At 69.6% G+C, this 17,678-nt stretch carries 18 protein-coding genes; 5 read left to right on the top strand and 13 right to left on the bottom strand.

Annotated features, from left to right (window positions below; genetic code table 11):
• Positions 1-72 precede the first annotated feature (72 nt).
• The 7 genes from C1746_RS19865 to scpA all read right to left on the bottom strand — a co-directional run bounded on the left by C1746_RS19865 (position 73) and on the right by scpA (position 9,057).
• The gene (locus C1746_RS19865) at positions 73-687 is read right to left on the bottom strand and encodes a GTP-binding protein (protein WP_116716498.1); all 615 of its coding nucleotides are present in this window, start codon (positions 685-687) and stop codon (positions 73-75) included.
• Positions 668-1,075 carry a DUF742 domain-containing protein gene (locus tag C1746_RS19860; RefSeq protein WP_116716497.1) on the bottom strand — a complete coding sequence of 136 codons (408 nt, stop codon included), beginning with the start codon at positions 1,073-1,075 and terminating at the stop codon, positions 668-670. The genes C1746_RS19865 and C1746_RS19860 overlap by 20 nt, the downstream gene beginning before the upstream one ends.
• 7 nt (positions 1,076-1,082) lie before the next feature.
• On the bottom strand, positions 1,083-1,493 hold the full coding sequence (locus C1746_RS19855) for a roadblock/LC7 domain-containing protein (RefSeq protein WP_116716496.1): 411 nt from the start codon (positions 1,491-1,493) through the stop codon (positions 1,083-1,085).
• A complete protein-coding gene (locus C1746_RS19850) occupies positions 1,490-4,351 on the bottom strand; it encodes a sensor histidine kinase (protein WP_116716495.1) in 2,862 nt (953 codons plus the stop codon). Before C1746_RS19850 ends, C1746_RS19855 begins: the two co-directional genes overlap by 4 nt.
• 74 nt (positions 4,352-4,425) lie before the next feature.
• Positions 4,426-5,850, bottom strand: coding sequence for a diguanylate cyclase domain-containing protein (locus C1746_RS19845; RefSeq protein ID WP_116716494.1), 1,425 nt, complete (start codon positions 5,848-5,850; stop codon positions 4,426-4,428).
• A gap of 31 nt (positions 5,851-5,881) precedes the next feature.
• Positions 5,882-6,901, bottom strand: coding sequence for a methylmalonyl Co-A mutase-associated GTPase MeaB (gene meaB, locus C1746_RS19840; protein ID WP_116716493.1), 1,020 nt, complete (start codon positions 6,899-6,901; stop codon positions 5,882-5,884).
• A gap of 41 nt (positions 6,902-6,942) precedes the next feature.
• Complete coding sequence (gene scpA, locus C1746_RS19835) at positions 6,943-9,057, bottom strand: methylmalonyl-CoA mutase (RefSeq protein ID WP_116716492.1); 2,115 nt, start codon at positions 9,055-9,057, stop codon at positions 6,943-6,945.
• Between the two features lie 130 nt (positions 9,058-9,187).
• Here scpA and C1746_RS19830 point away from each other — a divergent pair, with 130 nt between their 5' ends.
• Genes C1746_RS19830 through C1746_RS19820 form a run of 3 tightly spaced genes read left to right on the top strand, consistent with a single transcriptional unit; the run spans position 9,188 to position 11,230 of the window.
• On the top strand, positions 9,188-10,120 hold the full coding sequence (locus C1746_RS19830) for an ABC transporter ATP-binding protein (RefSeq protein WP_116716491.1): 933 nt from the start codon (positions 9,188-9,190) through the stop codon (positions 10,118-10,120).
• On the top strand, positions 10,120-10,974 hold the full coding sequence (locus C1746_RS19825; RefSeq protein WP_116716682.1) for an ABC transporter permease: 855 nt from the start codon (positions 10,120-10,122) through the stop codon (positions 10,972-10,974). Before C1746_RS19830 ends, C1746_RS19825 begins: the two co-directional genes overlap by 1 nt.
• A 19-nt stretch (positions 10,975-10,993) precedes the next feature.
• Positions 10,994-11,230: a helix-turn-helix transcriptional regulator gene (locus C1746_RS19820; protein ID WP_116716490.1), complete on the top strand. Its 237-nt coding sequence runs from the start codon at positions 10,994-10,996 to the stop codon at positions 11,228-11,230.
• On the opposite strand, the gene bsaP is transcribed toward C1746_RS19820, so the two are convergent.
• Positions 11,208-11,420 (bottom strand): biotin synthase auxiliary protein BsaP, encoded by a 213-nt coding sequence (bsaP, locus tag C1746_RS19815; protein WP_116716489.1) that lies wholly within the window; start codon positions 11,418-11,420, stop codon positions 11,208-11,210. The genes C1746_RS19820 and bsaP overlap by 23 nt on opposite strands.
• 51 nt (positions 11,421-11,471) lie before the next feature.
• Here bsaP and C1746_RS19810 point away from each other — a divergent pair, with 51 nt between their 5' ends.
• Both C1746_RS19810 and C1746_RS19805 read left to right on the top strand, forming a co-directional pair.
• Positions 11,472-12,173, top strand: coding sequence for a response regulator transcription factor (locus C1746_RS19810; RefSeq protein ID WP_116716488.1), 702 nt, complete (start codon positions 11,472-11,474; stop codon positions 12,171-12,173).
• Positions 12,170-13,540, top strand: coding sequence for a sensor histidine kinase (locus C1746_RS19805; protein WP_205712013.1), 1,371 nt, complete (start codon positions 12,170-12,172; stop codon positions 13,538-13,540). The genes C1746_RS19810 and C1746_RS19805 overlap by 4 nt, the downstream gene beginning before the upstream one ends.
• 6 nt (positions 13,541-13,546) lie before the next feature.
• Here the strand turns inward: C1746_RS19805 and C1746_RS19800 are convergent, their stop codons facing one another.
• From C1746_RS19800 to C1746_RS19780, 5 genes are read right to left on the bottom strand one after another with little or no spacing between them, the layout of a single operon-like run.
• Positions 13,547-14,350 (bottom strand): class I SAM-dependent methyltransferase, encoded by an 804-nt coding sequence (locus C1746_RS19800; protein ID WP_116716487.1) that lies wholly within the window; start codon positions 14,348-14,350, stop codon positions 13,547-13,549.
• Positions 14,351-14,402: 52 nt separating this feature from the next.
• The gene (locus C1746_RS19795; protein WP_116716486.1) at positions 14,403-14,843 is read right to left on the bottom strand and encodes a PPOX class F420-dependent oxidoreductase; all 441 of its coding nucleotides are present in this window, start codon (positions 14,841-14,843) and stop codon (positions 14,403-14,405) included.
• 14 nt (positions 14,844-14,857) lie between these two features.
• Positions 14,858-15,853 (bottom strand): lysylphosphatidylglycerol synthase transmembrane domain-containing protein, encoded by a 996-nt coding sequence (locus C1746_RS19790; RefSeq protein ID WP_116716485.1) that lies wholly within the window; start codon positions 15,851-15,853, stop codon positions 14,858-14,860.
• A gap of 3 nt (positions 15,854-15,856) precedes the next feature.
• On the bottom strand, positions 15,857-16,921 hold the full coding sequence (gene bioB / locus C1746_RS19785) for a biotin synthase BioB (protein ID WP_116716484.1): 1,065 nt from the start codon (positions 16,919-16,921) through the stop codon (positions 15,857-15,859).
• Between the two features lie 23 nt (positions 16,922-16,944).
• Positions 16,945-17,604 carry a methyltransferase domain-containing protein gene (locus C1746_RS19780; RefSeq protein WP_116716483.1) on the bottom strand — a complete coding sequence of 220 codons (660 nt, stop codon included), beginning with the start codon at positions 17,602-17,604 and terminating at the stop codon, positions 16,945-16,947.
• Between the last annotated feature and the right edge of the window lie 74 nt (positions 17,605-17,678).

The raw sequence follows: 17,678 nt of genomic DNA, 5'->3' as shown, positions 1-17,678 counted from the left end.
AGGAAGCTGAACAGCACAAGAGGTGGCCGGACGAATCCAGGCCACCTCTTGTTGTGTTCCGAGCGTGACGGTCTAGGCGACCTCGGCGACGCCGCGGGCGCGAGCCATCGCGTGACGGACGACGCTGGCGAGCGCCACCTTCACCTGGCTCTTGTCGCGGGCGTCGGTCAGGAGGACCGGGGTGTCCTCCGTGACCTGGAGTGCCTGACGCACGGCGTCGGGGGAGTGCAGCACGTTGCCGTCGAAGCAGTTGAGCGCGACGACGAAGGGGATGTCCCGCTGCTCGAAGTAGTTGACGGCGTCGAAGCACTCGGCCAGTCGCCGACTGTCGACCAGGACGATCGCCCCGACGGCGCCGGCCGTCAGGTCGTCCCACATGAAGGAGAACCGTTCCTGGCCGGGGGTGCCGAACAGGTAGAGGTACAGGTCGTTGCCGAGTGAGATGCGACCGAAGTCCATCGCCACCGTGGTGGTGGTCTTGCGCTCTCCGACGATCGAGGTGTCGTCGACGCCGAGGCTGGCCTCGGTCATCGGGACCTCGGTCGTGAAGGGCGTGATCTCGGTCACGGCCGTCACCATGGTGGTCTTGCCGACGCCGAAGCCACCGGCCACGACGATCTTGACGGATGTCGGGCCACGACGCGTCTCGGTGGCAGCGGTCGCGGTGTCAGAGGGATTCGATGCCATTGAGGACTTCCTCCAGGAGCGTTAGGTCTTTGTGCGCGGGGGCAGCTGACACACCAGCGTGAGCCGGTGTGAGAGCGTCCAGATCGAGGTTCACATCGGGTTCGTTGTCGATGCCGGTGGAGCCGGCGACGAGGTCCTCCGAGGCGAGCAGATCAGCGACGAGGACCTTGATGGTCCCGATCGGCAGCTTGAGAGAGGCGCTCAGGTCCACGGGGGACTGAGGCTCGGCCTCGCACAGCCGCATGATCTCGGTCTTCTCGGGTGAACCCGGAATGGTCGATGCCGACCCGCCAGCCTTGGACAACAGGGTGTCCAGTGTCAGTTTGGTCGTGACGTGCGTCCGTCCCTGGGTCAGGGCGTAGGCACGCAGACGACGTGGGGCACTCATTCCACACTCACCTCGGCAGCTGCGTGCGCATCGACTCGATCAGCTGCGGGCTCAGCTGGCCGCCGACCTGCTGGCCGAGTGTGGCCATCTCGTGGCCCACCAGACCGATGTCGCTGGCTGCCGCGGTCAGGACGGCCAGGACCGCACCCTCCCGCAGCGAGCTGAGAACGATGTAGCCGTTCTCGTAGGCCACGAGGACCTGTCGCAGCGACCCACCGTCGAACACGCGCGAGGCGCCTCGGGTGATCGACGCGAGCGACGATGCGACGGCAGCAATGCGGTCGGCGGTCGCCCGGTCGAGGCCGGATGATTGGGCGATCAGGAGGCCGTCGACGCTGACCACCACGGACTCGATGACACCAGGAGTCCGGTCGGTGAACGCGGTCAACAACCAGTTGACGTCGGTTTCGGTCTTCATTGCTTCTGCTCCTGCGGGGCGTATGGGGTGGACCAGGATGGGGTTGTCGAGCGGCGACGACGTTGCGGCCGCAGTTGCTTGGAGTCGGACAGGTCGGAGTCGGGCTGGTCAGGGTGGTTCGGGTGTCCGTTCTGCGGCCGAGCAGCTGATGGACCGGGGAACCCGGTGGTCATCGGTGCGGGGCTCGCTGCTTGGGTGGCTGGCTCGCCAGGAGCAGCCAGGCCGTCAGCCGGCCCACCGCTGGGGCGATGTGCGGACGGGAAGCCATCCGGACGGGCTGCGGATCCCGCTGCAGGCTGCTGCGGTGCAGTTGGCTGCCGCGGCGGTGCGCCAGCAGACGGATGCTGCGGCTGTCCAGTGATCGAGCCGAATGCTCCAGCCGCTGCCGCCAGGCCGTTCATGTCGGGACCGTTCATGCCGGGACGTGGCATGCTCTGTCCGTTCGTGCCCTGGCCGTTCATGCCTTGGCCCGTGACGGACGGCTGCCGAGTCGGCATGGGCTGCTCGCTGCCCGGAGCCTGCGAGTGCGCTGCCGCCCGGGCGGGCTGAGCAGCAGCACCCTGCGGTGCCGGAGCGGGGGCGGGGGCCTGCGGCGCTGCGGAGGGCACGTCCGACGGCGAGTCGTCGCCGAAGCTGAGTTCCTCGCCGATGCCGTTCAGGCCACTCATCAGATCGCGGATCGAGCTGGGGTCGAAGTCGACCTTCCGTCCCTTGGAGGCAGCCGACAGGCTGATGCCTCCACGGTCACCGTCGCTGGCGGGTTCTTCGGAGCGGGCGCGGGTGGGCAAGACCACCTCTTCCTTCGGCACGACCTCGGCCGGAAGTTCCGGCGGGGCTGCCGGCGAGGCATCCAGCAGCTGGCTGAGTGCCGCGAGTGCATCTCCGGAGGAGTCGAGGCTCGAGGGCAGGTTGGCGTCGCGACGGGCGGACTCGTCCTGGGCGGGCTGGCCGGCATTCTCGACGCCGTCGACGAAGGCGGTCGCGGGGATCGCGACGGTTGCGGTCAGGCCCTTGCCGGAGTCGCTGACGTCGAGGTCGACAACCAGGTTCAGGCGGTTCGCGATCAGCCCGACCACGTACAGGCCAAGGCGGCGAGACTCCGCCACCTCGAGCAGTGGCGGCGAGGCCAGCCGGCGACGTGCGTCGGCCAGGTCGCCCTGGGTCATGCCAAGGCCCTCGTCGGAGACCGCGATGGTGATGCCGTGCCGGTCGGTGTAGCCCGTGACGAGCACACGCGACTCAGGCGGGGAGAACTGGGCGGCGTTCTCGATCAGCTCGGCGAGCAGGTGCGAGAGCGGCGTCGAGGCGTAGCCAGCCACGGTGGCGGACACGCCGACGCGGACGTCGACCCGGTTGTACTGCTCGATCTCAGCCGCTGCGGTGCGGACCACGTCGACCAGGGACACCGGCGGGGCGTTGTGTGCCCCGGGCAGCTGACCGGAGGACAGCAGCAACAGGTTCTCCGCGTTCCGGCGCATGCGGGTGGCCAGGTGGTCCAGCTTGAACAACTGAGCCAGCTGGTCGGGGTCGCGCTCAGCGTCCTCGAGGACATCGAGCAGCGACAGCTGCCGTTCGACCAGGGTCTGCTCGCGCCGGGCGACGTCTTCGATCGTCCGGGCAACACCACCACGGATGGCGGCCTGTCGGGAGGCGATCTCGACGGCCTCACCGGTCGATGACTTCATCGCTCGTGCCAGCTCGCCGAGCTCGTCAGCACGGGAGGTCAGTTCTTCGGCGATCTCACCATCGAAGGCGGTCTCCTCGATCGTCTCGCCGTCGGCGATGCGGTCGACGTCCTCCTTCAGAGAGGTTCGCACGCGGTCCGCGATGCTGGTCAGCTGCCGCAGCGGCGTGACGACACCACCGATGATCGCCGAGAGGAGTGCAAGGAGGGCCAAGACGACCACACCGAGGACTGCGGTGGTACCGAGGGTCGTGACGGCGCCGTTGCGGACGGCGTCTGCAGCGGCGACGGCGTCTGCGGCGTAGCGCAGCTCCAGTGCCTGGAGGCTGCCGGCCACATCGGTGCTGCCCTCGACCATGGAGTCGACCTCGGACGCACCGTCCTCACAGCCCGATGCACCGGGCACGTCGAAGCACGCCGTCTCGGGAGTCGCGGCCTGCTCCAGCTCGTCCAGCTCCGTTGGGGTCAGGATGCCCTGGGCGATCTCGAGCCAGGTCTGCCGCTCCGAGATCTCCGAAGCCTCGATCTGCTCGCGGTTTCGCGGGTTCACGCCAGCGTCGGCGTCGAGCAGGCGGACGGCGGACAGGGCCAGCGTGGCGTCCTTGACGTTGGACACCGTCTGCAGGGCGCGGAGTTCCGCTTCGATGCGCGCGTTGTCAACCTCGTTCAGCAGGTCGCGGTCGGCGTCCAACAGCGAGCCGATCAGACTGCCGTAGTTGTTGTAGACGGCCAGGCTCGCGCCCTGTCCGGACAGGATCTGCTCGCGCAGCTCGGCGATGGTGACGACGGCGGCTTCGGCGGCCCGCAAGGACTCACGGGTCTGGTCGCTGAGGAGTTCGATGTCCGGCTGATCGCCCAGAGACAGGACCTGGGCCGCAGCGACGTCGGTGGTGGCGTGGGCGGCAGCCAGCTGCTCCTCGAGCCGGGCGGTCCGCTCGGCGTCGTCGCCACGTGAGCCGAGGACGTACTGGATCGACTGGGTTCGCTCGACCTGCAGGGCGCTCAGCAGGCCACGCCCGTCAACAGCGATGTCGGCCACGATCTCGACGTTGTTGGTGGCGCGGAAGTCCTGGAAGGCTCCGAAGGCCTGCCAACCGGCGGCGAGCAACAACAGGAGTGTTGGAATCGCGGCACCGACGATCAGTCTGGTGCGGACACTGGCGTTGCGTAACATCTGAGGGGTCCGATCAGGGGCGGATGCGGGAAGGGGCTGGTCGCTCTAGCTATCGGCTATTCGGCGGGCTTGCTTTAGGCTGTCTTGTCCAGGCTCTGGCCTAGTCCTGAGAGCACATCGGCCAGCCGTGTGGGGAGCTCTTCGATGTGATCCTTCTGCACGTACGGCACGCCGAGGCTGCGGTGGTGCCGCTCGAGTTGGTCGACCGTCGTCGCGGACCAGAACGCGAACCGTTGACCTGGCCGCTCCGCGCGAACGGCGCGGACGACCTCCGGGCCGGACACGCCGGGCATCATGACGTCGCACAGGACGATGTCGGGCTCCACCTCGATGATCTCCCTGATCGCCGACAGTCCGTCGGCTGACTCGCCGACGACGGTCATGGCAGGCGCGACGTCGATGATCCGTGAGGCCAGCAGGCGCATGGCCGCGTCGTCATCGACGATGAACACGCGGCTGACCTGGTCGGCCGGCGTGCTGCTACGCGGCGCACGGGCAGCAGACTGGTTGGGCTCGGCACGCTGCTCACCGCGACTGACCTTCCGGTCGCGCTTGTCGCCCAGCATGATCTCGTCAGCCAGGTGGAGCAGGCTGAGGTCCACGGAGGTTCCCGGCGGGGCGATGGACATGCCCAGGCTGGCCCACGTGGCGGCGGGACCCGCCGTCGTCATGTACGGCTCGTTCAGCAGGTCGCGCATTCGTTCGGCGATCGCCGTGGCGGCCGTCTCCGCCGTCTCCGGGTCGAGGTCTTCGCACAGCACCACGAACTCGTCGCCGCCCAGCCGAACCGCGGTGTCCTCGTTCCGCAGGGCGCTGCGGAGGCGGAAGGCGACCTGGACCAGGACCTCGTCGCCGGCCGCGTGCCCGAGCGTGTCGTTGACGGCCTTGAAGCCGTCCATGTCGATCACCAGCAGCGCCGTCGCACTGCCGCGCCGCGATGCTCGATCGTTGGCCCGGGTCAGACGGTCCATCAGCAGGGTGCGATTGGGCAGGCCCGTCAGGCCGTCGTAGAGCGCTTGATGGCGGAGCATGCTGGCCTCGACGATGGTCTGGCTCAGGTGCTCGATGCGGCCGGAGATGTCGGCGAAGGTCACCAGCGTCGCCTCCGCCGTCTGACTCGTGTTGATCAGGAACCACCGACGGCTGCCGTCGGGCATCTGGCGACCGAGGACGCTGTCAGGTGCCGCCTCGCCGCGGAGTGCCCGTGCGACAGGCTGCTCGGCGTAGGGAACGGGGGAGCCGTCGATGTCGCTCAGGTCGAGCCCGGCCAGGTCCTCGGCCGACATCAGCGTGAACTGGTCGTCCAGACCGAGGATCGAGCCGAGGGAGGCGTTGGTCTCCACCACCACCCCTGCCGGGTCACAGACCATGACGCCCACCGGGAGGTCCCCCAGGCCCGCGGTCGGAACCCTGGCCGGCGAGTCTGATCGCCGCCGTGCGCGCACGACGACCACGCCGACGACCGTCAGCGCACCAAGGACCAAGCCGAGGAAGAACACACCTGTTTCATCGGTCAGATGGCCTCGTTCTTTAGCGTGGCCGCCGCCCCTCGCCGACGACCGGATGCCGAGCCAGCAGCGAGCGCGCCGCTGCCGTGGGGGTGGTCCTGCCAGCGCGGACCGCCTCCTCCGCCGCGTCCATCGCCGCCCGGGCACCCGCGTCGGCTCTGAACGCCCGCAGGAGTCCGTCGTTGACCTCGGCCAGCAACCATCCGATGTTCTGCTGCCGGCGCAGTGAGGCGAGTTGACGGGTGACGCGGAGATGGTCGCGGTGCGCGCTCACGGCCTCGACCACCGCATCGATCCCGGTGCCCTCGTGGGCGGAGGTCAGGACCACCGCAGGGTCCCAGCCGGGGTGACGGCGACGCAGCAGCGCCAGTCCCTGACGGGCATCGGCGGCCGCAGCCCGTGCCGCCGGCAGCAGCGCGCCATCCGCCTTGGTGGCCACCACGACATCCGCCAACTCCATCACGCCACGCTTGATCCCCTGGAGGTCATCACCGGCCGCCGGCGGCAGCAGCAGCGCCATGGTGTCGACGATGCCGGCGACCGCTGTCTCGGACTGGCCGACGCCGACGGTCTCGACCAGGACGTGATCGAAGCCAGCGGCCTCGCAGAGCAGCAGGACCTCCCGGGTCCGTCGTGCGATGCCACCCAACGACTCCCCCGCGGGAGAGGGACGGATGAAGGCGCGCTCGTGGGCGGCGAGCTGCGGCATCCGGGTCTTGTCGCCCAGGATCGACCCCCCCGATTGGGTGGAGCTGGGGTCGATGGCCAGCACCGCGACACGGGCCCCCTCGGAGCTGATGAGGTGCAGACCGAGTGCCTGGATGAACGTCGACTTGCCAGCTCCCGGCGGACCACTAATGCCCAGCCTGACCGCCGTACCCGTGTGGGGGAGCAGGAGGTCCAGCAACTCCGCGGCCTGGTCCCGATGATCCTCGCGCGTCGACTCGACCAGCGTGATCGCCTGAGCCAGGGCACGCCGGTCGCGCTGCACCAGCCGGTCAGCAAGCTCGGAGATCTGCTCGCTCGTCGGGGTGGCAGTCATTCCGACGGGGGTCGTCTCAGCACTCGGCGGCCGCGCAGCGCTCAGCCCAGCAGCGACACGACTTCACGTGCCGCGGCTGGGATGTTCGTGCCGGGACCGAAGATGGCTGCCACCCCGATCTCGGTGAGCATGGCGTAGTCCTGGGGCGGGATCACCCCACCGACCACCACCTTGATGTCTGCTGCCCCCTTGTCGCGGAGTTCCTGGATCAGCTGTGGCACCAGGGTTCTGTGTCCGGCCGCCTGACTGGACACGCCGACGACATGTACGTCGTTGTCGATGGCATCGCGGGCCGCCTCCGCCGGCGTCTGGAACAGCGGACCCACATCGACGTCGAAGCCCAGGTCGGCGAAGGCCGTGGCGATGACCTTCGCGCCGCGATCGTGCCCGTCCTGGCCCATCTTGACCACCAGCATGCGGGGCCGACGACCGTGCGCGTCGGCGAAGGCCTCCACGTCGGCCACGACGGCCGCGAACTCCTCGTCGCCCTCGTAAGCCTGCCCGTAGACCCCGGCGATCGAGCGGATCGTGGCCTGGTGGCGCCCGAACACCTCCTCCATCGCATCACTCATCTCCCCGACCGTCGCACGGGCTCGTGCCGCGGCCACGCACAGCTCGAGGAGGTTGGCGTCGCCCCGAGCCCCCTCGCTCAGGGCCGCCAGTGCTGCGCTGGTCGCGGCCTCGTCCCGTTCCGCCCTGGTGCGCTCCAGCCGCGCGATCTGAGCCCGCCGGACCTCGGCGTTGTCGATGTCGAGGACCTCGACGGCCTCCACGTCATCGGGGACGTAGGCGTTGACGCCGACCACGACGTCCTCGCCGCGATCCACCCGGGCCTGCCGGCGGGCGGCGGCCTCCTCGATCCGCAGCTTGGGCATGCCCGACTCGACGGCCTTCGTCATGCCGCCCAGTTCCTCCACCTCGGCGAGGATCTCGCGGGCCTTGTCGGCCAGGGCATGGGTGAGTGACTCGACGTAGTAGCTGCCCCCGAGCGGGTCGATGACGCTGGGGATGCCGCTCTCCTCGGCCAGGATGAGCTGGGTGTTCCGGGCGATCCGGGCCGAGAAGTCGGTGGGCAGGCCCAGCGCCTCGTCGAAGGCGTTGGTGTGCAGGCTCTGCGTCCCACCGAGCACCGCGGCCATGGCCTCGACCGTGGTGCGGACGACGTTGTTGTACGGATCCTGCTCGGTGAGGGAGACACCGGAGGTCTGGCAGTGGGTCCGCAGCATCTTCGACTTGGGGTTCTGCGGGTCGAACTGGTCCATCAGCTCGGCCCAGAGCAGGCGGGCGGCGCGGAGCTTGGCCACCTCCATGAAGACGTTCATGCCGATGGCGAAGAAGAACGAGAGGCGAGGAGCGAAGGCGTCCACGTCCAGTCCGGTTGCGATGGCTGCCCGCACGTACTCCACACCGTCAGCCAGCGTGAAGGCCAACTCCAGATCAGCCGTCGCTCCGGCCTCCTGCATGTGGTAGCCCGAGATTGAGATGGAGTTGAAGCGGGGCATCTCGGTGGCGGTGTAGCCGATGATGTCGGACACGATCCGCATCGAGGGGCCCGGCGGGTAGATGTAGGTGTTGCGGACCATGAACTCCTTGAGGATGTCGTTCTGGATGGTCCCGGCGAGCTGGGCGTGGTCGACCCCCTGCTCCTCAGCGGCCACGATGTAGCAGGCCATGATCGGTAGGACCGCGCCGTTCATCGTCATCGAGACGCTCATCTGGTCCAGCGGGATCCCGTCGAACAGGATCTTGGCGTCTTCGACGGAGTCGATGGCGACACCGGCCTTGCCGACATCCCCCTCGACGCGCGGATGGTCGGAGTCGTAGCCGCGGTGCGTGGCCAGGTCGAAGGCGACCGACAGGCCCTTCTGCCCGGCCGCCAGCGCGCGGCGGTAGAAGGCGTTCGACTCCTCGGCCGTGGAGAACCCGGCGTACTGGCGGATGGTCCAGGGTCGGTTGGTGTACATCGTGCCGTAGGGGCCGCGGACGAAGGGCTCGAAGCCAGGGAAGGTGTCCTGGTACGGCAAGTCCGCGGTGTCCGCGGCGGTGTACAGGGGCTTGACGGCGATGCCCTCGGGGGTCTCCCACGTGCGCTCGGAGGGCGCGGTGCCGCCGAACTCCTTCGTCGCCTTGGCGTCCCAATCGCTGCGTTCGGTCATGGCCGTAGCGTAGGCGTGGCTGTCGGACGCAGTACAACCGGCGTGGTCGCGAGCGCCACGGGTGGGTCGTCGCCCGTCCGTTCGATAGTAGGACTACTCCTGATGTAGCAGGTGTGCTACATTGCCCGACATGAACGACGTGACGGTTGTGGAAGTCCGCGACCTCCGGATGCGCTACGGCACCCATGATGTCCTCCGAGGCGTCGACCTCGAGATCCGCAGGGGCGAGGTCGTCGCACTCCTCGGTCCCAACGGCGCCGGCAAGACGACGACCATCGAGATCCTCGAGGGCTTCCGGCGCCCCTCCGCAGGGCACGTCGCGGTGCTGGGCGCGGACCCCCTCCACGCCGACGAGCACTGGCGCTCCCGCGTCGGGATCGTCCTCCAGTCCTGGCGCGACCACGCCCGCTGGACGCCGCGCGACCTCCTCGACCACCTCGGCGCCTACTACGCGCCCTACGCCACCCCCGACCGCGCTCGGCCCGTACCCACCGACGAACTCCTCGAGCTGGTCGGCCTCACCGAGAGCGCCGACCGCCGCATCGCCACCCTCTCCGGCGGCCAGCGGCGCCGTCTCGACGTCGCCGTCGGTGTCCTGGGACGGCCTGAGTTGCTCTTCCTCGACGAGCCCACGGCCGGCTTCGATCCCGAGGCGCGGCGGCACTTCCACAACCTGGTCCACCGCCTCGTCGACGTCGAGGGCACCACGGTCTTGCTGACCACCCACGATCTGGCCGAGGCCGAGGTGCTCGCCGACCGAATCCTGGTGCTCGCCGGCGGGCGGATCGTCGCCGACGGGTCCGCCGACGCCCTCAGCCGGCTGGTCCGCAGCCGCGCGGAGGTCGTGTGGCTCCAGGACGGCCAGCGGATGGTCCACGCCACGAGCGACGCGACCGCGTTCGTCCGCACCCTCTTGGCCGAGCACCCAACCGGCATCGACGACCTCGAGGTCCGGCGCGCCAACCTCGAGCAGACCTACCTCGCCCTCGTCGCCGAGCACGATCGGCCGCCTCCACTCGCCTCGGTTGCCACGGCCGGTGCCCGAGCCCAGGAGGTGGTGTGATGCGCCCGTCGATCCGCGCAGCGGGCATCGGAATGCGCCGCGGCTGGCACGAGTTCGTCATCGGGCTTCGCAGCCCTTCTGACCAGGGCTTCTACATCGGCATGGGGGCGGGCGCGGTCGCGCTCCTCTGGTTCGCCGACGGGCCGCTCGAGGGCACGGCCCTCACCGCTCCCCAGGTCGCGCTGCCAGGGCTGCTGGCCGGGATCCTCGTCTTCACGATCGTCATCGGGCCCGCGTACGCCCTCGCCCTAGAGCGTGAGGACGGCACCCTCCTGCGCAGCCGCATGGCCCCCCACGGCCTCGTGGGCTACCTCACCGGGGTCGCGACGCTGACTGTCGTCTCGCTGGCACCGCTCCTCGTCGTCGTCCTCGGCGGCACCGCTCTATTGCTGCCGGGGACGATCCCAGGCGGCGCGGGCCGGTGGCTCGTCCTGATCCTCACAGCGCTGCTGGGGATCCTGGCTTCGCTGCCGCTGGGCTTCGTCATCGGCTCGGTCGTCCGCCGCCTGCAGCAGGTCACCACCTGGGGGATGCTCCCAATCGTCGGCCTCGCCTGGATCTCGGGGATCTTCGGGTCGATGGACGATCTCTGGGGGTGGGTCCAGGGGCTCGCCCAGATGTTCCCGCTGTACTGGCTCGGCCACCTCATGCGCGCGGTGCTGCTGGGCGACCCCGCCGTGGGTGGCGAGCTCGGCGGCGAGTGGCGGATCGCTCTCGGCATCGCGGTGCTGCTCGCCTGGGCGGTCATCGGCACCGGGCTCGCGGGGCTGTTGGTCCGGCGGATGGCGCGGCGCCAGTCCGGGGCCGCGGTCGCAGAGGCGCGCGAGCAGTCGGCCATGCAGTTCGTTCGCTGACGGCGAGGATCGTGCGTCCGTGAGCGACACCGTCCACAACCGCATCGCCCTGCTCCGCGCTGAGCACGGCGTGTCGCGCCGCGACCTGGCCGAGGCCCTCGAGGTGCACTACCAGACCGTCGGATACCTCGAGCGGGGGGAGTACAGCCCGAGCCTCCACTTGGCTCTGCGCATTGCAGAGTTCTTCGAGGTGCCGGTGGAGCTCGTCTTTTCCATCGAGCCGTTCCCGCGGATCAGCGACTCGCGGAGCGCCTGAGCCGCTCCCGGACCCGGCAGACCTTGCACGACGACTCGGTGCGGTCCGGGTAGACCTGCACATCGAGGCGGTGACCGCAGAGCGTGCAGAACCGGTCGGGGTCGAAGGCGTGGCGCTGCTCGCAGCGCGCCTCGCAGGTCCCAGCCGGGGCGCCGCAGCGACCGCAGAACGACGGGGTGGTCCGCTCCATCTCGGCCACGGTACTCCCAGCTGGTCTCCGCCAACCTCTAGGCTACGGAACATGAGTGACACGCAAGCCGCCTCCGCGAGGATCCTGGTCGTCGAGGACGACAAGACCGTCGCTGAGGTCGTGACCCGGTACCTGACCCGGGAGGGGTTCGAGGTCGAGCACGTCGGCGACGGCGCGGTGGCCTTGGCCCGCGTCCAGGACCTCATGCCCGACCTGATGGTGTTGGACCTGATGCTCCCCGGTGTCGACGGGCGTGAGGTGTGCCGTCGGGTCCGTGCCGTCAGCGACATCCCCGTGATCATGCTGACCGCTCTGGGCGAGACCGGCGACCGGATCGCCGGGCTCGAACTCGGCGCCGACGACTACCTGGCCAAGCCGTTCAGCCCGCGGGAGTTGGTCGCCCGGGTGAAGAACATCCTTAAGCGCTCCAGCGGCGGGCAGGCGGAGGCGACCAGTGAGGTGCTCGAGGTCGATGGCATCTCGCTCAACCGCAAATCCCGTGCGGTGACCATCCACGGTCAGTCGGTGGACCTGACGCAGCGGGAGTTCGACCTGCTTGGCTTCCTGATGGAGCACCCCAAGGAGGTGTTCCGGCGTGAGGTGCTGCTGGAGCACGTCTGGGGCTACACGTTCGGTGACACCTCAACCGTCACGGTCCACGTGCGCCGGTTGCGGGAGAAGATCGAACCCGACCCCTCCAACCCCACCTTCGTGCAGACGGTGTGGGGAGTCGGGTACAAATTCGGGGTGTGAACGAGCAGGCGCCCCGCGACACGCCACCGTCCCCCGGGACCAAGCGCAGGGCCGCCCTTGCCGGCGTCGTCGGGCTGGTTGGAGTCGTGGTCCTCGCGGTCTTCCTCGGATTGCCCCGCGAGGACCTGATCACCCTCATCACCATCGCCGGCTCCGCCGCGCTGGTGACGGGGCTCCTCGGGGCTGCGGCACTGCGTCTGCTGCGTGGGCGGTCGTTCACCGCCCAGGTCGTCGTGGTCGCGCTGACCTCCACGTCGGCGGTCACCGCCGGCGCGCTGGCCGGTTCCAGCGCCATGTTCTTCACCACACACGACCTGCAGGTCCTGGCCGTCGTGGTTGCCGTCGGCGCGGTCGTCTCGATCATCGCCGCCCTGCTGCTGGGTGAGCGCGTCGGCGCCGCCAGCCGGTCGCTGGGCGAAGTGGCCCGGCGCCTGGGGGACCTGGACGGCGACCGCCAGCCGACGGCTGACGTCGCCATGCCCGAGAACCTGATCGCGGAGTTCAAGCGGGTCGGAGAGCAGTTGGAGACCACCCGTCAGGAGCTCGAGGAGTCCCGGGCGCGCGAGCGCGCGACCGACCGGGCACGGCGGGAGCTCGTCAGTTGGGTCTCCCACGACCTCCGCACACCGCTGGCCGGCATCCGCGCCATCACCGAGTTGCTCGAGGATGGGATGGCCGAGGATCCCGAGGAGCTGCAGGGCTACTACGCCACCATGCGTCGGGAGTCCGACAAGCTGGCCGACCTGGTCAACGACCTGTTCGAGGTCTCCAAGATCGAGGCCGGTGCGCTCACGATCGAGCGCACCGAGATCAACCTGGCCGATCTGGTCGCCGACACCCTGGCCGCAGCCATCCCGGTGGCGGAGAAGCGGGGGATAACGGTGACGGGAACGGTCGAGGACAAGAATGCGTCGGTCGAGGGCGGACTCCGGGAGTTGACCCGGGTCCTGCGGAATCTGGTCGCCAACGCGGTTCGGGAATCCGAGGAGGGCGGCAACGTGACCGTTGAGGCAGGGATCGCGGAGGCCCGCGGCGGCCCGCACGCCTACCTGGCGGTGGAGGACACCTGTGGCGGCATCCCTCCCGAGGTCATGGCCCGGGTGTTCGACGCCTCCTACCGGGCCGAGTCAGCCCGGACGCCACGCAACGACGGCGGGGCGGGCCTCGGCCTCGCGATCGCTCGCGGCTTCGTGGAGGCGCACGACGGCTCGATCACCGTCGGCAACGTCGATGGCGGCTGCCGGTTCTACGTCGCGATCCCGCTCGACGGTCCGCACGGGGCGGTCGAGGCGTCCGGTGCCCTGACGTCGGCGGACCGCATTCCACCTGTTCCACTGGGCGAGCCGTCGCACGCCCGCTCGACCTAGTGGTGCCTATCCCGGCTTGCGAGCCACCATGATCATGTTGGCGCCGAGCTTCTCCAACCAGGAGAGCGGCAGTGACCGCTCCGCGGAGTGGCTGAGCTTGATCGACGTCCGGGCAGGCAGCAGCGGCTTCTTCGCCACCTGCAGCGGTCCGATCCCGTGCCCCAGCAACCCGACGACCTCGACCCCGGCCCGCTCGGCCAGGCCACGCAGCGTGGACGCCGAGAGGTACTGCCGCGGGTAGCCGGTCGGGGGTGGACCCAAGAGCCCGATGGCCACGCCGATCGGATCCAGCGCAAAGGCCAGGCGGTAGGGGTTGGGGCTGGTCACGACCATGTGGCCACCCGGCACCAGCACCCGGGCGAACTCCTCCACGGCCTCGCCCGGATCGGTCAGGTACTCGATGGCTCCCAGGCCGGAGACCCAGTCGAACGTGTCGTCCTCGTACGGCAGGTGCCGCATGTCCGCCAGTTGGATGTCCGCGGTGGCACCGGCAGCCTCGAAGGTCGCGGTCGTCGCCTCGATCATGCCCTCGGACACGTCGACGGCGCTCACCTCGTAGCCGCGCTGCGCCAAGGCCAGGGCCATCTGCCCGGCACCGCAGCCGACGTCGAGCGCCCGCCTCGACTCCTCCGAGAGCGGCTTGCCGCTGACGGGTCCCAGCGTGTCGACGGCCTCGAGACAGCGGTCCATCCGCCGCTGGATCACGTGGTCGTGGAACGACTCACCGTCGTAGATGGTCTGCCACTGGTCGACTCGGGTGTCGTAGTTCTCGCGAACCTTCTCGACGTGGAGGTCTGCGGAGGCGCTCATATGCGGTCCTTCGTGCTGGTTCAGCTTCTCGACGGGATCCGAGACCGGGTCCTCAGGACCGGTCCAGAGCCTCGGTCACGGTGATCTTGACGATCAGGTAGTCGGGCGTCGTGCCGCCGGGGAGGAGGGAGCGGACCTTGCTGAGGAGGGGGATCATGCGGCCCATGATCGGATACTGGCCGCGGATCGCCGCCACCGTGCGCTCCACGATGGGCGGATCGGTGATCAGCTCGGCGGTGCCCCGGAAGCGGGCAGCGCCGGGGGCCACGTTGCCGCGCACGTCGCACGGCGCCACCTCCACGGTCGGGTTGGCCTGAAGACGCCTGACCTTGTGGCTGTCGGCCGCGGTCATGACGTCGTAGACGCCGTCGGAGCCGCGCAGCCAGACCGGCGTGGCCACCGCACTGCCGTCCGCCCGAACGGTCGAGAGCGAGATGTAATCGGCGTCGTCGAGGACGCTGGTGTCGGGCGTGGTCTGCTCTGGATCGCTCATGGCACCGCCAGAGTCTAGATATCGGGTCGTGGTGGCGCCGACGGCCCATCGGACGACCCGAGCGACATCCGGGTCGGAGCAGCATCTGAGCGGTGGCCCAGGCGGGCCATGCCCGCATACAGCAGTTCGGCGACCAACTCCAGCAGTCGGGTGAGGGCGACCAGCGCCAGGATCGTGCCCCCCGGCAGCAGTGGAGCCAACACCACGGCGGTCACACCCTCCCGGGGCCCCAGGCCGCCCGGGGCGAACACGGCCAGCGCCCCGATGAGGTGCCCCAGGGCGAAGGCCCCGAGGACCCGTCCCCACGCATCCGTCGGGCCGCCGATGCCGACGTAGAGCGCCACGAACCCGAGCAGTCGGACCGTGAAGTTGCCCAGGTAGGCGGTGGTCAGCACAGCGGTGTCGCGTCGGGTGACCTCGAGGTCGGACGCCGAGGCAAGGCCCCCGATCCGCCGCAGCAGTGGCAGTCGACCGGCCCAGGACGCCAGCCCGACGAAGGCACCGGGCGCGACCAGGGCCAGTGCCAGCACCAGCCCGGGGACGACGGCCAACCAGGCCGCCCAGGTGAGCCCGGTTCCCGCCAGCCACCACGGCACCGTCGCGACCGCCACAAGAGCGTTGACGCAGGAGTACCAGATGACCTCGAGCAGGGTGGTCATCGCCCCGGATGTCCGGCTCATCCCGTGCCGGCGAGCCACGACGGCGCGGCTGGCGACCTGGGCCATGCCGATCGTGTAGCGGGTCAGCTGGGTGGATGACCACACCCAACGCGCGAGGGACGTCCGGAGTTCACCCCCACCAAGACGGACCAGGCCCATCCACGCGCGCACCAGGATCTCGTTGGCCAGGACGAAGCAGGCCACGGCGGCAACGATGGCCCACCAGGCAGGCAGGACGAGGTCGGCTGCCTCGACAGCGTCGACGCGCTGGAGGAAGACGCGAACCAGGACGGCCAGGACCAGGGCGTACAGCCCCCATCGCACCGCCTGTCGTGCCCGGTTCGGGCCCACGCCCTATAGCAGACCGGTCAGGGCCTTGACCGGGATCTGCAGCTCACTCAGCATCTCGATGTCCTGCTGCGGCGTGCGACCCAAGGTCGTGAGGTAGTTGCCGATGATCATGCCGTTCGCCCCGCCCAGCAGCCCGGTGCCCTGCAGGTCCCCGAGCACGACCTCGCGGCCACCGGCGTAGCGCAGCATCGCCCACGGGATGATCAGTCGGAACAGGGCCACGCCGTGGAGGGCGACGCGTGGGTCGAGCACGAGTTGCTGGTCCAGCGGGGTGCCCGGGCGAGGATTGAGGAAGTTGACGGGGACCTCGGTCGGCTCGAGCGACGCAAGGGCGAGGGCGAGTTCCGCGCGCTGCCGCGGGCTCTCGCCCATCCCGAGGATGCCACCGGAACACAGCTCCATGCCGGCGTCGCGGACGTGGCGGCAGGTGTCCAACCGCTCCTGCCAGGAGTGGGTGCTGCAGATGCGGGGGAAGAACGACTCGGCCGACTCCAGGTTGTGGTTGTAGCGGACGACTCCCGCCGCGGCCAGCGTGCGGGCCTGCTCGGCGTCCAGAAGCCCGGCGCTGACGGCGACCTCGAGGTCGGTGTGCTCGTGGATGACCTCGACCGACTCGAGGATGTGGGCCATCGCCTTGTCGTCGGGGCCCTTGATCGCCAGGACCATGCAGAACTCCGTGGCGCCGCTGGCCTGCGCGTCGATGGCAGCCTGCGTGACCTGCTCGGCACTCAGGAAGGCTTGCGGCTTCACGTCGGTGTCGAAGGTCGAGGACTGGGAGCAGAACGCGCAGTCCTCAGGACAGCCACCGGTCTTGGTCGACAGGATCGACTCGAGGCTCACCTGCTCACCGCACCAGGCCAGCCGCACCCGATGGGCCAGGTCGAGCATCCGCGCCAGGGCCGTATCGTCTGGATCCATCGCCTGGTCGGCGAGATCGGCAAGGGCATACGCCTGCTCGTCGGTGATCCGCTCCTCGCGGACCAGCAACGCCTCCTCGACATCGTCCAACAGCTGGTCCACGCTCCCGTACGAGGTGGAGTCGGACTGATCGACGGTCGGGGTGCTCATGGCGGGCACGATAGCGCAGCGCCTCAACCGAGCCTGGACAGCACGGCCCAGTGGGCCGTGCCGTGCTGGCCGGCAACACCGCCCCAGCGCCCGGGCAGCGCCGCAGCCACCTGCTCGGCCGACAGGTAGATGGGTGTGGCGGGCCCGCGGGAGGACAGCCAGAGGAGTCGGCCGTCGGGGGCGAGGACCCGATCGAGTTCGGTCGGGAACAGCAGCATGTTCATGAGGACCACGCAGGAGGCGGCGTGGTCGTCCAGGGGCAACGCGGCCGCGTCGGCCCGGACCCGCATGACCCCGTCATCGGGGGACTCGGCCAGCATCCTCGCGGACAGCTCGATCGCGACCAGCCGCGGCGCGCGTGCCGCAATGGTCGCCGAGGCGGCACCGTCCCCGGCGCCGAGCTCCAGCCATACATCGCCGCTCGCGGTCCAATCCTCGGTGAGGACGCCGCGATCCAGCGCGTCGCCCAGCGCAGCCGTTCGACCGGGGGAGTGGCGTGTGTGCCACTCGCCTGCCAGGGCGTCGAAGGTGGCTTCCACCTGCCGGGGGGTGTCCCCGGACCAGGCTCCAACCTCCGCCGCAGCCGCCATCGTCACCATCCGCATGGGGTGACGCCGTCCGGCCAGCGTCACCTCCGCATCGACGTCCTGAGGGTCGATTGGCTCCAACCAGGTGATGCTCACCGGACAACTGTGCCCCGTCACCGCACGTTCACCACCTCCGGGCTGCTCGACCGCTGCAGGACGGGGTACAACCC

The organism is Euzebya tangerina (genome assembly GCF_003074135.1).
GTDB classification, from domain to species: domain Bacteria; phylum Actinomycetota; class Nitriliruptoria; order Euzebyales; family Euzebyaceae; genus Euzebya; species Euzebya tangerina.
This window is presented reverse-complemented; position numbering and strand designations above follow the sequence as displayed.

Coding starts and splice junctions, on each gene's coding strand:
- C1746_RS19865 (WP_116716498.1), bottom strand. CDS start 687: ATGGCATCGAATCCCTCTGACACCGCGACCGCTGCCACCGAGACGCGT.
- C1746_RS19860 (WP_116716497.1), bottom strand. CDS start 1,075: ATGAGTGCCCCACGTCGTCTGCGTGCCTACGCCCTGACCCAGGGACGG.
- C1746_RS19855 (WP_116716496.1), bottom strand. CDS start 1,493: ATGAAGACCGAAACCGACGTCAACTGGTTGTTGACCGCGTTCACCGAC.
- C1746_RS19850 (WP_116716495.1), bottom strand. CDS start 4,351: ATGTTACGCAACGCCAGTGTCCGCACCAGACTGATCGTCGGTGCCGCG.
- meaB (WP_116716493.1), bottom strand. CDS start 6,901: ATGACTGCCACCCCGACGAGCGAGCAGATCTCCGAGCTTGCTGACCGG.
- scpA (WP_116716492.1), bottom strand. CDS start 9,057: ATGACCGAACGCAGCGATTGGGACGCCAAGGCGACGAAGGAGTTCGGC.
- C1746_RS19830 (WP_116716491.1), top strand. CDS start 9,188: ATGAACGACGTGACGGTTGTGGAAGTCCGCGACCTCCGGATGCGCTAC.
- C1746_RS19825 (WP_116716682.1), top strand. CDS start 10,120: ATGCGCCCGTCGATCCGCGCAGCGGGCATCGGAATGCGCCGCGGCTGG.
- bsaP (WP_116716489.1), bottom strand. CDS start 11,420: ATGGAGCGGACCACCCCGTCGTTCTGCGGTCGCTGCGGCGCCCCGGCT.
- C1746_RS19810 (WP_116716488.1), top strand. CDS start 11,472: ATGAGTGACACGCAAGCCGCCTCCGCGAGGATCCTGGTCGTCGAGGAC.
- C1746_RS19800 (WP_116716487.1), bottom strand. CDS start 14,350: ATGAGCGCCTCCGCAGACCTCCACGTCGAGAAGGTTCGCGAGAACTAC.
- C1746_RS19795 (WP_116716486.1), bottom strand. CDS start 14,843: ATGAGCGATCCAGAGCAGACCACGCCCGACACCAGCGTCCTCGACGAC.
- bioB (WP_116716484.1), bottom strand. CDS start 16,921: ATGAGCACCCCGACCGTCGATCAGTCCGACTCCACCTCGTACGGGAGC.